The sequence below is a fragment of the Chryseobacterium hagamense genome (assembly GCF_007991455.1).
Classification (GTDB): Bacteria; Bacteroidota; Bacteroidia; order Flavobacteriales; family Weeksellaceae; genus Chryseobacterium; species Chryseobacterium hagamense.
Window position 1 is genome coordinate 73,128 of record NZ_BJYJ01000003.1, and the last position, 13,362, is coordinate 86,489.

A 13,362-nucleotide genomic window follows, 5' to 3' on the forward strand; every position below is an offset into this window, starting at 1 on the left:
AAGGTCATTGAAAAAGTCGGACTTTCATAAGGCTCCTTATTTTATGCTGGAGCTTGACCGATATTGAGCTCTTTTTACCTAACGGGTATTTATTATTTTCTCCGATTTTAACCTATGGTTGCCGCTCTGTCTAACGGAGGATTCTAAGGATAAAACTGTCGGTACATCAAAAGCTGATACAGAATTAGAATGTTAAGTTAACTAACCGTGAAGACCCATTCATAAAACCTCTTATTACCTGAATTGCCATCATATTTATCGTGATGTTTTAAATATCTGTATTGGGACTCACTCTTGTTTTCCGGTAAGCGCTGATTCCAGAACGGCCCTGTTGCTTTCGCCCCATTTCTCCAGGCTCATGATCAAGGGCAACAGACTCTTCCCAAGAGGTGTCAACTGATATTCGACTTTAAGAATCTTCGTATCGTATGTACATTTCGTAATAAATCCATCCTGAAGCAGTTCATCCAGTTGCCTGGTCATCACCCTCCTGTCTGCAGATATTTTCTTTTGCAGGGCACCGGGCCTGATGATGCCGTCTGAAATATAGAATAAAAGCATCAATTTCCATTTTCCGCTTAAAAATTCTTTAAACAGATGAAGCCCACATTCGGTTCTTACGGGAATTTTCTTTTTGTACATAAACTTGGTTAATAAATTATAAATATGATCCGCACAAATTTGTGCGTAATTGACTGGCCTCTCATAATCCAATATTATTGCATCAGATTATAAATAAAGAAATAATGATCAAATTTACGTTTTTGGTACAAAAGTTACCAGGTATGAGTCTTGAAGAATTTATAGATTATCACAAAAACATACATGCTCCTTTATTCTGTTCCATTCCGGAGACAGAACTGTATGTCAGAAAGTATGTAGTCAACCATCCTGTTGTTACAGAAATCTTTCCCAAGCCTTTGTATGATGCTGTTGTAGAAATCTATTTTGATTCGTTTGAGGATTTCAACACTTTTTTCAGTTCAGAAAATTATTTAACAAAGGTCCATCCCGATGAGCCCAACTTCTTTGACACGGTAAACTATATTGCCATGGCAAATAAGGAAACTATCGTTAAAGCAGATGCATAACTGATCCCTTTGTTAACGCACATCTGCTAATGCCGGATGTGCGGCGTTATTCATTTTATATGATGGATCTTTTCAGCGGAAAATGGCGTTTTTCTATTCTACTGGAATTATACTATTATGAAAAACTGAGATTTAAAGATTTTTTTGAAGTTTTGAAAGGGATATCTCCTAAATGAACTTTTGTTACTGGAAGGGCATCAATTAATACAAAAAAATACTGAGTACACCCCCACTCAGGATATCACTTATTATGGCTTAACCGAGCACGCCCAGGAAATCTGGACGGTATTGAATACACTGGTTGATTTTTGGGCGGTCTGACCGTTAGCAAGTGATAAAATTCCTTTACCCGGATAACTGTTCTGCATTTGCCAGGCAATTGGAAAAGCTGCAGATCATCACTGAGCTCCAGCCCGATATGATGCAGTATGTTAATAAACCAAAAATTATTCAGAAAGCATGTAAGAATTTTAAGTTTCCCAGACAGTGCAGGATAATTTCCATTGCAGGTTATTTTATATTGCCCGTATTAATAATATATTGCTCATGGGATTCGTTAATTTCAAGATGAAAATCACGGTTTTTATTGTTTTACATATCGGCATGCTCTTCATTTCTGCCCAGGAAAAAATCATCTTGTGGCCGAAAGGTCAGATGCCGAATTCTAAAGGCCTGTCATTAAAAACCGAAGAAAAGGACGGAAGAATTGTACAGATCAAAGAACCTGAACTTTTTGCTTTTCTACCGCCTAAAGAAGAAAGGAAAGCCATGGCAGTAATTGTGATTCCCGGCGGAGGATATTATAAACTGACTTATGATCTGGGCGGTTATCAGATCGCCAAGTGGTTCAATACATTAGGAGTTGCGGCTTTCGTCCTGAATTACAGACTGCCTGTTTCTCCCGATGTACAACAACGGGAACTGGCACCATTGCAGGATATACAGGCTGCCATAAAATATCTCCGGAAAAATGCCGCTCTGTATGGGATTTCTCCGGAGCAGATCGGCGTGCTCGGAACATCTGCAGGAGGACATCTTGCCGCTTCCGTAAGCAATATTAAAACCGATTACACAGGATTGGGCGGCGACCAGGCTGCCATTTCCACCATTCCGGATTTTGCAGTTTTGGTTTCTCCGGTCATTGATTTAGGACCGTTTGCGCACGCCGGAAGCCGCAATAGCTTATTAGGTGAAGATGCATCCCGGGAAAAAATCAGCGAATATTCCATGCAGAACCGGGTTACGCAACAAACACCGCCTACCCTGCTGCTCCATGCGCAGAATGATAAAACCGTTCCTGTCATGAACAGCATTTTGTATTATCAGGCAATGACGAAAAACAAAGTAAGGGGCGCCCTGTTTATTTTCCCGGAAGGCGGCCATAAAATCGGGATTACCAATACATCTGAGCTCACCGGTAATTGGAAGGTGCTGTGTTCCGACTGGTTGAAAACACTTTTTCCGGACAAATAAGCTGAAACCGACAGTGCAGGATAATCATTTGCTATATTTATTCTAGATTGCAGATATAAAAATATCTCAGATTCATTTTCACCCTTATGAAAAAATATATTTTCCTTTTGCTTATTTTAATGCTCTCAGTCGCTGCGTCTGCCCAGTATACCCCATGGACTTCGGTAAAACAGCCTTTGAGGGAAATCGAAACATTAAAAAAACAGATTAAAAAGCCGGTATTCAGAAATGCAGATTACCTGATTACCGATTTCGGAGCCGTAGGAGACGGAAAAACCAAAAATACCGAAGCTTTTAAGAAAGCGATTGAGAAATGTAATGCCGATGGCGGCGGAAGAGTAATTGTTCCGAAAGGCATCTTTCTGACGGGGGCTATCTACTTAAAATCAGAAGTCAATCTACATTTGAATGAGGGTTCTACGATCCTGTTCAGCCAGGACAGCAACGACTACCCTATCGTTTTCACCCGTTGGGAAGGGATGGAATGTATGAACTATTCATCCCTGATTTATGCCTACGAAGAAGAGAACATTGCCATTACCGGAAAAGGAACTTTAGACGGGAATTCAGACCACGACCACTGGTGGTTCTGGTGCGGTGCCACAAAATACGGATATAACGATTCCCGCCCAGGAAGACAGAATCCTGCCCGTGCAAAGCTTCACGAATATATGGCAAAGAGAAAGCCTGCGAGAGAAAGAATTTTTGGGGACGGATGGTATTTAAGACCCAACTTCGTTCAGCCTTACAAATCGAAAAACTTTTATATGGCAGATGTCCTGGTTAAAAATTCTCCGATGTGGAACCTGAATCCTGTTTTGTGTGAAAACGTTTTTATTGAAAGAGTAAAAGTCATCAGCCACGGGCCAAATAACGACGGGTTTGACCCGGAAGCCTGTAAAAATGTCTGGATCAGAGATTCCTACTTTGATACGGGAGACGACTGTATTGCCATCAAATCCGGAAGAGATGAGGACGGAAGAGACATCGGAAGACCGGCCGAAAACCACATCATCGAAAACTGCGAAATGAAAGACGGTCACGGCGGGGTTGTTATCGGAAGCGAAATTGCCGGAGGCGCCAAAAACATTTACGCCACCGGAAACGTGATGGACAGTGAAAATCTTGACCGGGCCCTAAGAATCAAAACCAGCTCGAGCCGTGGCGGAACCATCGAAAATGTATTTTTCTACAACACAAAAGTTGGCGCTTACAGAGAGGCTGCCGTCCGTTTCAATATGCACTATGAAAAGCCGGGAAACCATATTCCCACCATCAGAAATGTCTGGGTGGAAAACCTAACGGTAGATAAAGGCGGAAAATATGCTGTATTCTCCGATGCTTACGAATCTTCACCCGTTACGGATTTCACGATGATCAATACTAAAATGCTTGGTGTTGAGATTCCTTATAAAGTGGATTATCTGAAAAACGTGACCTTAAAAAATGTAACGGTAAACGGACAGCCACTTACCGAGCTAAAACCATAAGATGCGAAGGACAACCTTATTTGCCGGATTGGTTCTCCTATCGGCTTTTTCACCTGTTGTCTCCCAGTCAAAACACTGGCGGAACAACGACCGTGAGCTGCATTACAGAGAAGACAATGGCGACTTTTTACTGGTTAACGGAAAATACCGTTTCAACCGGGCGTTATACGGAGATAACCGTGCTTCAAGAGTGGAAGCCGGAGATCTGCCGGAATTTGCACTCTACCTTCCGGGGATGGGCGGCAATCTTCAGTTTGTCATCCGGAAAGGCAATTCAATAAAAAAATTAATTAACGCTGATCAGATTGAAACGCGCTATCGTCCCGGCACCATGCTTTATGACATCAAAGACCAGATTCTCGGTAAGGGCAGTTTAAAACTGACCGTCCTGGCCCAGGCTAAAGAAGAAGGATTGGTGGTTAAAATGGAAATGGTGAACGTAGATCCTTTTACAATAGTCTATGCTGTTTACGGTGGGGCAAGCGGAACGACGTTCAGCAGAAACGGCGATACTGGTGCCGATCCCGAATCCGGATTTTACCTGCTGCCCGAATATTGCCTGAATAATCTGTTTCAGATGAATAAAAATCAGTTTCAACTCCGTTATCTCAATAGGAAAAAAGAAACGCAGGTGGTGAGCGGAAGCTTTTCAGGCGTTACTTCCTTACAGCAAACCGATGCTCAAACCTTGACAAACCTTTCAGAGTTCTCTAAAAACCAAACGGACAAATCTCCAATTGTTTATGCTTCCTATTCCCCACAGAAACAACCGGTTTTCATTCAGATTGCAAAAGGTACAGCCACCAGAGACTTTTCGGATCAGGAGATGGAGAATCTCTTTAATCAGGCTGAACGATCAAGATTAAATTTAACGGGCCGGATCAAGTTAAAAACACCGGATGCCGATCTGAATAATTTCGGAGCCAACTTAGCGGTTGCGGCAGACGGAATCTGGGAGAGCCCGACCTTCCTTCACGGCGCCATTGCGTGGCGGATGCGGCTGAATGCCTGGCGTGGCGCCTATACTGCCGATGTTTTGAGCTGGCACGACCGGGCGAAAGAACATTTCGAAAGTTACGCCCGTTCACAGGTTTTAAAACCCGATTCTGCACCTGTGGAAATGGATACGATGCGTCACCTTGCCCGTCATGAAGAAAAAATGGGAACCTCTGTTTTCTCCAACGGCTACATTTCAAGAAATCCGAATGATAATTCCAAACCGCATCATTACGATATGAACCTGGTGTTTTTTGACCAGCTGTTTTCACATTTCAATTACACCGGAGACAAAGAATTCCTGAAAAAAATGTGGCCGACGATGGTTCGCCATATAGACTGGGAAAAGCGGAACTTCAAGCGCGGCGATCTGTATGATGCGTATGCCGCGATTTGGGCGAGCGATGCGCTTCAATATTCCGGTGGAAAAGTGACCCATACCTCGGCATATAATTACCGGGCCAACCGTGAAATGGCGAAACTGGCAAAAATTACCGGTGAAAATCCACAGCCCTATGAACAGGAAGCCGCTGCAATTCTGAAGGCTATGAAAAACGAGCTCTGGATTGAAAAGAGAGGGTATTTTGCTGAGTATAAAGATGCCCTGGGCAACCAGCTGGTTCACGACCAACCGGGAATATGGTCGATTTACCATGTCGCGGACGCATGTATTCTGAATGAATTTGAGGATTATCAGAACGTACAATACATCAGCCATCATACGCCGAAAATTCCGGTTACGGTAAAAGGACAGGAAAGAAAAGATTATTATACCTTATCGACGACCAATTGGCAGCCTTATGACTGGTCGATCAATAATGTCGCTCTGGCGGAAAATTTACAGACCGCTTTGGCATACTGGCAGGCCGGAAGAAATGAAGAAGCCTACCGGCTCTGGAAAGGGAATCTGGTTGAATCCATGTATTACGGCATCAGCCCGGGAAATTTTGAGCAGCTGTCTCATTACGATGCCTTCCGCGGCGAATTGTACCGGGATTTTGCCGACCCTGTCGGGGTGGCTTCCAGAACTTTGACCGAAGGGCTCTTCGGGGTCTATCCGAATTTACTGGAGAATAAAATCCGTATTAAGCCGGGCTTCCCTAAGGACTGGAACTCTGCAGAACTGCACCTTCCGGACTGGGATTATCAGTTTAAAAGAAATTCAAAGAAAACCGAATATTTATTTAAATCCAAATATCAAAATCCCGTATCGCTGGAAATGCAGATTCCTCTAAATAAGTCAAGGGTTGCATCGGTAAAAGTGAATGGCAAAAAAGCAGACTGGAAGATCAAACCGAATTCCATTCTTCAACCGGTCATCCAGTTTGAAACGCCGGAAGGAGAAGATTTTAAAATTGAAATCCGTGAGTCAGGAGAAAAACTGGAAAGTGAACAGACTGATTACATTACCTATATTTCTGAAAGTCTTCAGTTGAATTTCAATCCAAAAAAGAAAATCAAAGCTGTTTTCGACCCACAGGAATTAATTAGAATCCGGAATGGAAACCGGGTTGAGCTGATTCAGGAAGAAAGAAAAGGAACATTTTTCGTGCATGTCGAACAAAACGGAATGGCCTGGTGGCAACCGGTGAATGTAGAGATCCGTTTTCCTTTAGAGATCAAATGGGTAAACAAAAAGCTGCAGGTTCAGTCAGGATTATCCCATCCGGTTAATGTCAAATTATCGGTTAATGGATTAAACAAAACGTTCAGCATTCAGAAAAATCAAAATTTACGGATTGAAATTCCTGCCGGTTACCTGAACAAAGGAACCAATTCCATCGGTCTTGAATATAACGGAATCAGGCAGAACACTGAAATCACAGATTGGGAAATTGAAAACCGGGGTCAGTTCAGCAACATTTCATTAGCTTCCGTCTATAATGAAAAGGTAACGGAAATCTTCAGACAGAAATACCTTTCGCCAAGATTAAATGTGCCTACCCTGCAGCTTCCGTGGCAGGGAATCGGAAACTGGTGTTATCCGTTGATTAATGCTCAGATTGACGACAGCGGCCTGATGAAAAAGCTCAAGAACAATAAAGTTGATCTCCTCGGAATCCCTTTTTTAATCGATAAGACCGATAAGAACATTGCCTTTGTCAGCCAATGGGACAATTATCCGGAATCTATCGAAATTCCATTGAACGGAAAAGGAAAGAAGATCTATTTCCTGATGGCAGGCTCTACGAATCCGATGCAGTCGCAGATGGTAAACGGAACTGTTACCGTCCGGTATGCTGATGGTTCATCTACTATTCTTGAACTGAAAAATCCTGTCAGCTGGTGGCCGATCGAGCAGGATTTACTGGATGATAATTTTGCTTTCGAAATTCCGGATGATAAAATTCCGTACAGGGTAAAGCTGAAAACAGCAGAAGTCTATAAGGGGGGAACCTTAAATCAGTATTCGAGCATTAAAGGATTTACGGACCGTCAGGTGGATGGCGGGGCAGCAACGATCCTGGATGTACCGATTGATCCGGAAAAAGAATTGAAATCGGTAAAATTAACAGCCGTGAGCAATGATGTGGTGATTGGAATGATGAGTGCCACTGTTTTGAAATAAATCGCTGCCGGTTATGTACGGATTGTGATTATCAGTAAAAAAGTTCACATCCATGGCAGATCAATAATTCAGCCACCTGCAAAAGTACACAAGAACCATTAGAAACAAGAATCTGAAAGATGAGGATATATTTAGTCTTTTCTGCAGTAAAAAAATAAATTATAAATGAAAAAAACAGCCCTATACATAAGTCTTTTTTGCATCGCATTTTCCTCCGTGAATGCTCAGAAAATCGACCGCCGGAAAGTCGTTCAGCGGCATAATATGGTCAATACCACAGCAGATACCTTGTCCACTTTAACCGTTGGTAACGGAAAATTTGCCTATACGGTCGACATTACCGGAATGCAGTCATTCCCTGAATATTATAAAAACGGGGTTTCGTTGGGAACCCAGTCTGAATGGGGCTGGAACAGCTTTCCGAATACGGAAAATTTTAAATTTGAAGAAACTTTGAAACCTTATGACTTCAATAATGACGGAAGAAAGGCTTTGTACAGTATTCAAATCAAAGAGCCGGAACGCAATAAAAAAGCCGTGGAGTATTTCAGGGTAAATCAGCATCGCCTGCAATTAGGAAATATCGGGATTGAACTCATGAAAAAAGACGGTAAAAAAGCACAGGTTTCAGATCTGCAGAACATCAATCAGAAAATCGATTTGTGGACCGGAATTATCACGAGTGAGTTTACGCTAGAAGGAATTCCGGTAAAAGTCCGGACCGCTTCTTTCCAGAATTCGGATAAAATTGGAGTGAAAATTGAGTCGGATTTGATCAGACAGAAAAGACTGAAAATTTTTGCCCGATACCCTTATCCGAGCGGGCAGTTTCTGGATGAAGCGGCCTTTTACGGAAATGCAGATAAGCACTCCACAAAAATCATGGCATCAGACACAACGCAGGGATTGATTGAGCATCAACTGCAGACGGCGGATTATTTTACACAATTGTATTTTACCGATGGGAAATTATGGGAAGCCGGAAAGCATTATTTCGTATACGAGCCTTCTCCAAAAAACAAAACGGCTGAATTGACTGTTGAATTCTCGGATAAAAATAAAAAAAGCGGTAAAACATTATTTGCCGATGCTGAGAAAGAAAGCATTTCGGGATGGAAAAAATTCTGGGAAAGCGGTGCTGCCGTGGATTTCGAGGGGAGCACGGATAAGAGAGCCAATGAACTGGAAAGAAGGGTGGTATTGTCAGAATATTTAACGAAGGTTCAATGCGGAGGAAGCAATCCGCCTCAGGAAACAGGATTAACCTTCAACAGCTGGTACGGGAAACCGCATACGGAAATGCATTGGTGGCACGGTGTTCATTACGCACTCTGGGGAAGACCGGAAATTATGGAAAAGCAGCTGGATTATTATTTCAGATCGTATGAAAAAGCTAAAAACTTAGCCGAAAGACAGGGGTATAGAGGCGTTCGCTGGATTAAAATGTCAGATAACGAAGGAAACGAAAGTCCCTCATCAGTAGCTGCTTTTCTGATCTGGGAACAGCCGCATCTGATCTACATGACCGAATTGCTTTACCGCGATCATAAAGATCAAGAAGTATTGCAGAAATACAAAGATCTAGTTTTCGCAACAGCAGAATTTATGGCCGATTTCGCGACTTACGATAAAGAAAAAAAACGTTATAATCTTGGAAAAGGCGTCATTCCGGCTCAGGAAGTTTTCCCGGCAAAAGATACCTTTAACCCGACGTATGAAGTGGCATACTGGGATTGGGCATTGAGGGTGGCGCAGCAATGGAAAGAAAGACTGGGCGAACCTAGAGATAAAAAATGGGATGATGTGATTAGCAAACTGGCCCCGCTTCCGGTTCAGGACGGGGTATATCTGTCGGCGGAATCAGCAAAAGATTCTTTCACATTTCCAAAATGGATGACCGACCACCCTGCCGTTCTCGGAGCATTGGGAATGGTTCCGGAATCCCCGAAGCTGGATAAAAAAATAATGAAAAATACACTGGATACCGTTTGGGAACGATGGAACTGGGGACATACCTGGGGTTGGGATTTTCCGATGACAGCGATGACAGCTGCAAGGCTAAATCTTCCGGACAAAGCCCTGGATGCTTTGTTTATGAATGTCCAGACCAACACTTATCTTAAAAATGGCCATAACTACCAGGATGGAAGGTTGCGGATTTATCTTCCGGGAAACGGCGGCGTTCTGACAACGGTTGCCATGATGCTGGAAGGCTGGGATTCTTCTACCGGAGAATTTCCCGGGTTTCCGAAAGACGGAACCTGGAAGATCAAAGCAGAAGGCTTTAAGAAAATGCCCTAACAATTTATATTCTTATTCATATACAGTAAGTCTGCTCTGCAAGGGGCAGGCTTTTTAGTTCAGAGTTTGAGGTTTGAATGATAGGAAGAAATAGGTTCCTGACTGTTTTACGTTACGAAACCGGTGATTCTGAAATTTTAAACCTGCTGTTATGAATTAATGTAACAATATACAAATCAGATATTTAAAAGAATTTATTTCATTAAACACGATGACAATGAGTTATTGTAAATTTTTGTAACTTGTCTTCTGTCGCAAATCAGTTCTTCTCAATTAAATTTTTTGTTAAACCAAATAATGTCGCTCAGAAAAACCATGGCAGAAACTTTTGAAATCCATATCAACGAAAACTCCAGAGTTCCCAAATACAAACAGATCGTCGATTCTATTCTTGATGGTATTGACGGCGGAGAGATTAAAATCGGTGAAAAAATCCCGTCGATCAACGAACTGAGTGAATCCTGTTTCCTTTCCCGGGATACGGTGGAAAAAGCCTATAAAGAACTCAGAAGAAGGCAGATTATCGAATCTGTAAAAGGAAAAGGATATTATATTTCGCGCATCAATAAAAATGATACGATCAATATTTTCTTCCTGATCAATAAGCCAAGCACCTACAAAATGCTGATTTATGATTATTTTGTAAATGCCATCGGGACCAAAGGAAATGTGGAAATGTATATTTACCATTGTGACGAAACCCTTTTTATCAATGCGCTTGAAAAAAACATGGGCGGATTTGATTATTATGTCATTATGCCGCATTTCCGTGACGAAAATTCCAAGCATACCAGCTCCACAGAAAAGGTGATCGACATCATTGAAAAAATCCCGAAGAACAAATTACTGATTCTTGACAATACCAAGCCGGATATTTCAGGAGAATACGGCTCCATTTTCCAGGATTTTGAACATGACATCTACGACGCCCTGAAGGAAGGGCTGGACAAGATTAAAAAGTATGAAAAGATAATCCTGGTTTATCCCGACAGGGACATCCATCCCTATCCTTTCCGGATAGCCCGCGGGTTTGAGAAATTCTGCAAGGATTTCAAGCTGGATTATGAAATCCTCGATGAAATTTATCCCGATATGGAACTGCAGGACAAAGATATTTTCATTACCATTCGGGAAAGAGACCTTGTTAATCTGGTAAAGCAGATCCGGCAGAAGGATCTTGAGCTGGGAAAAGAGATCGGAATTATTTCCTACAATGAAACTCCGCTGAAAGAATTGCTGGGAATCACCGTGATTACTACAGATTTCAAAGCCATGGGCGAATCTGCCGCCTACATGATCTTAAAAAATAAAAAAGAATCGGTGAATAACGTCTTTAAATTTATTCAGCGCGACTCTTTATAGTGACGGCAGTATTTTTTATGACAAAATGCAATCGATTGCGCAATTTTTATGTTTAAATAATTTAATAAAACCCACCCTTTTTGATATGACAAAAAAAATAATTTTTACACTCCTTTTTCTTACTGTAACGGCTGTTTCTGCACAGAAAAAAGGCGATCCGGAAATGGTAGCCGAAGCTTCTGAAAAACTCAGGCTGGCTATGGTTAGCGGTGAACCGTCAGCACTTCGATCCCTGATCCTTCCGGAACTGACCTACGGGCACTCGGGCGGCCACATTGATGATGCTCAAGAATTTGTTGAGAAGCTGGTGAGTAAAAAGTCAGATTTCGTAACCATCGATATCACGAACCAGACCGTGAATATTGTCGGGAACACCGCTATTGTCCGCCATCATTTCCATGCAACAACTGCTGATCTAGGGAAGGCTCCGGGAGAGGTAACCCTGGACATCCTGCTGGTATGGGCGAAAGTGAAAAACAACTGGAAATTACTGGCCAGACAGGCCGTGAAAGCGGAGAAGAAAAAGTAACCAGAAAGCCGGAAGTATTGAATGTGTCATTTTCAACTTCCGGCTTTTTTATTAAACGAACGTGAATCCGACCGTATTGAGATTATATTCAGCTGTTTACTTAATTCAAAAATAAAATTTAAACTGATTCAGTCAGGATTTTAAATGGAATTCCTCCTGGCAGGACTTCATCCTATCCGGTGGTAAGCCATTCCTCCGGGACTTTAAAAACAATATAAATCAGACCTTGGTTTAAGGCTGTTTATTCAGGATTAAACAAGAATTTCCTCTGATAGAATGTCAAAATGTTCAGTCTGATGATCAAGACTTTTATTAGATTTCTGACAGGAGAGACTTCCGGCATCCGGCTTCCCTCTTCCCGCCTATTAATCCAGATCCTTCTACGGGTTTACGTTAAATTATTTCACCCTGAAATTCTGCAAGTCCTCCGGTCTTTCACAGCACACCTGTTCCATGACCTGTCTGAATTGCATCTTGAGCATCTCAATAATGTGGTCGCCCCCCCGGTCTCCCAATGCCCCGACGGCGTACATAAACGTTCGCCCCATAAAAGTAAATTCGGCACCGCAGCTTAAGGCACGGGCTACATCCGGGCCGGTTCTTACGCCGCTGTCCATCATGATTTTAATCTGTCCTTTGTATTTTTCGCTGATCTCTTTAACCACGGCAATCGTAGATTCTCCGGCATCCAGCTGCCTGCCGCCATGGTTGGAGATAATCATTCCGTCGAAACCCAAACGTACCGCCTCTTCAGCATCCTCATCGGAAGCCACGCCTTTGATGACCAGTTTTCCTTTCCACCGGTCACGGATGGATTTGATTCTGTCGGAGTTTAACCGTCCTGAAAAAGTAGCGTTCATGAACTGTCCCAACTGTTTTACATTCATGTTTTTATCCATGTATTTTTCCATGGTCTTAAAGCCCGGCACTCCGTGTTTCAGCATTTCCAGACACCATTGTGGCTTTACGAGCGCCTGGGAAACATTTCTGAAATTCAGCTGCGGCGGCATAGCCAGACCATTCCTTATTTCTTTCGCCCTGTACCCGAAGGTCGGGACATCGGCCAGAACAACCAGCACATCGTATCCGGAAGCTTCACAGCGGTCGAGAATATCGTTGCGCAGCCATTCTTCTCTGGGATGATACAGCTGATACCAGGCCTTTCCTTCCGTTAGCTCGGCAATCCTTTCAAGACTGCTTGTGGTAACGGTACTCAGAATAAAAGGGATGTTGTGTCTGGATGCTGCCTTCGCCAGGATCTCCGGAGCATTCGGCCACATCAGGCCCTGTAATCCCACCGGAGAAATGCCGAACGGCGCAGAATAGGTTACCCCGAATAATTCGGTTTCCATATTGGCTTCCGCAAAATTGTTGTTCAGATAGCGCGGACGGAGCTGTACCGCTCTCAATTCGTCGGTATTCCGGTCCCGGTTTATATTCTCATTACAGCCCCCATCCAGGTATTCAAAAGCAAAACGGGGCATTCTTTCTTTGGCTTTTTCAATCAGAAGTTCCAGGGAAGCGTAACGGGTATCGAATGGAAATGCCATA

At 42.8% G+C, this 13,362-nt stretch carries 9 protein-coding genes; 7 read left to right on the forward strand and 2 right to left on the reverse strand.

Going from position 1 to position 13,362, the window contains the following annotated elements; all coding sequences use genetic code 11:
• Window positions 1-288 precede the first annotated feature (288 nt).
• On the reverse strand, window positions 289-642 hold the full coding sequence (locus CHA01nite_RS05120; RefSeq protein ID WP_146940173.1) for a winged helix-turn-helix transcriptional regulator: 354 nt from the start codon (window positions 640-642) through the stop codon (window positions 289-291).
• Window positions 643-746: 104 nt separating this feature from the next.
• Between CHA01nite_RS05120 and CHA01nite_RS05125 the strand changes: the two genes are divergently transcribed.
• The 7 genes from CHA01nite_RS05125 (at window position 747) to CHA01nite_RS05155 (ending at window position 11,811) form a co-directional block, all read left to right on the forward strand.
• A complete protein-coding gene (locus CHA01nite_RS05125; RefSeq protein ID WP_146940175.1) occupies window positions 747-1,091 on the forward strand; it encodes an EthD domain-containing protein in 345 nt (114 codons plus the stop codon).
• A gap of 546 nt (window positions 1,092-1,637) precedes the next feature.
• The gene (locus CHA01nite_RS05130) at window positions 1,638-2,564 is read left to right on the forward strand and encodes an alpha/beta hydrolase (RefSeq protein WP_146940177.1); all 927 of its coding nucleotides are present in this window, start codon (window positions 1,638-1,640) and stop codon (window positions 2,562-2,564) included.
• Window positions 2,565-2,650: 86 nt separating this feature from the next.
• Entirely contained in the window at window positions 2,651-4,054 is a 1,404-nt protein-coding gene (locus tag CHA01nite_RS05135) for a glycoside hydrolase family 28 protein (RefSeq protein ID WP_146940179.1), read from the forward strand.
• A 1-nt stretch (window position 4,055) separates the two neighbouring features.
• Window positions 4,056-7,619, forward strand: coding sequence for a DUF4450 domain-containing protein (locus tag CHA01nite_RS05140; protein ID WP_146940181.1), 3,564 nt, complete (start codon window positions 4,056-4,058; stop codon window positions 7,617-7,619).
• A 165-nt stretch (window positions 7,620-7,784) separates the two neighbouring features.
• Window positions 7,785-9,920, forward strand: coding sequence for a hypothetical protein (locus tag CHA01nite_RS05145; protein ID WP_146940184.1), 2,136 nt, complete (start codon window positions 7,785-7,787; stop codon window positions 9,918-9,920).
• Window positions 9,921-10,235: 315 nt separating this feature from the next.
• Window positions 10,236-11,282 (forward strand): GntR family transcriptional regulator, encoded by a 1,047-nt coding sequence (locus CHA01nite_RS05150; RefSeq protein ID WP_146940382.1) that lies wholly within the window; start codon window positions 10,236-10,238, stop codon window positions 11,280-11,282.
• An 85-nt stretch (window positions 11,283-11,367) separates the two neighbouring features.
• Window positions 11,368-11,811, forward strand: coding sequence for a nuclear transport factor 2 family protein (locus CHA01nite_RS05155; protein WP_146940186.1), 444 nt, complete (start codon window positions 11,368-11,370; stop codon window positions 11,809-11,811).
• 398 nt (window positions 11,812-12,209) lie between these two features.
• Here CHA01nite_RS05155 and CHA01nite_RS05160 read toward each other — a convergent pair whose 3' ends face one another.
• Window positions 12,210-13,361 (reverse strand): alpha-hydroxy acid oxidase, encoded by a 1,152-nt coding sequence (locus tag CHA01nite_RS05160; RefSeq protein ID WP_146940188.1) that lies wholly within the window; start codon window positions 13,359-13,361, stop codon window positions 12,210-12,212.
• Window position 13,362 lies beyond the last annotated feature (1 nt).

Coding starts and splice junctions, on each gene's coding strand:
- CHA01nite_RS05120 (WP_146940173.1), bottom strand. CDS start 642: ATGTACAAAAAGAAAATTCCCGTAAGAACCGAATGTGGGCTTCATCTG.
- CHA01nite_RS05125 (WP_146940175.1), top strand. CDS start 747: ATGATCAAATTTACGTTTTTGGTACAAAAGTTACCAGGTATGAGTCTT.
- CHA01nite_RS05130 (WP_146940177.1), top strand. CDS start 1,638: ATGGGATTCGTTAATTTCAAGATGAAAATCACGGTTTTTATTGTTTTA.
- CHA01nite_RS05135 (WP_146940179.1), top strand. CDS start 2,651: ATGAAAAAATATATTTTCCTTTTGCTTATTTTAATGCTCTCAGTCGCT.
- CHA01nite_RS05140 (WP_146940181.1), top strand. CDS start 4,056: ATGCGAAGGACAACCTTATTTGCCGGATTGGTTCTCCTATCGGCTTTT.
- CHA01nite_RS05145 (WP_146940184.1), top strand. CDS start 7,785: ATGAAAAAAACAGCCCTATACATAAGTCTTTTTTGCATCGCATTTTCC.
- CHA01nite_RS05150 (WP_146940382.1), top strand. CDS start 10,236: ATGGCAGAAACTTTTGAAATCCATATCAACGAAAACTCCAGAGTTCCC.
- CHA01nite_RS05155 (WP_146940186.1), top strand. CDS start 11,368: ATGACAAAAAAAATAATTTTTACACTCCTTTTTCTTACTGTAACGGCT.
- CHA01nite_RS05160 (WP_146940188.1), bottom strand. CDS start 13,361: ATGGCATTTCCATTCGATACCCGTTACGCTTCCCTGGAACTTCTGATT.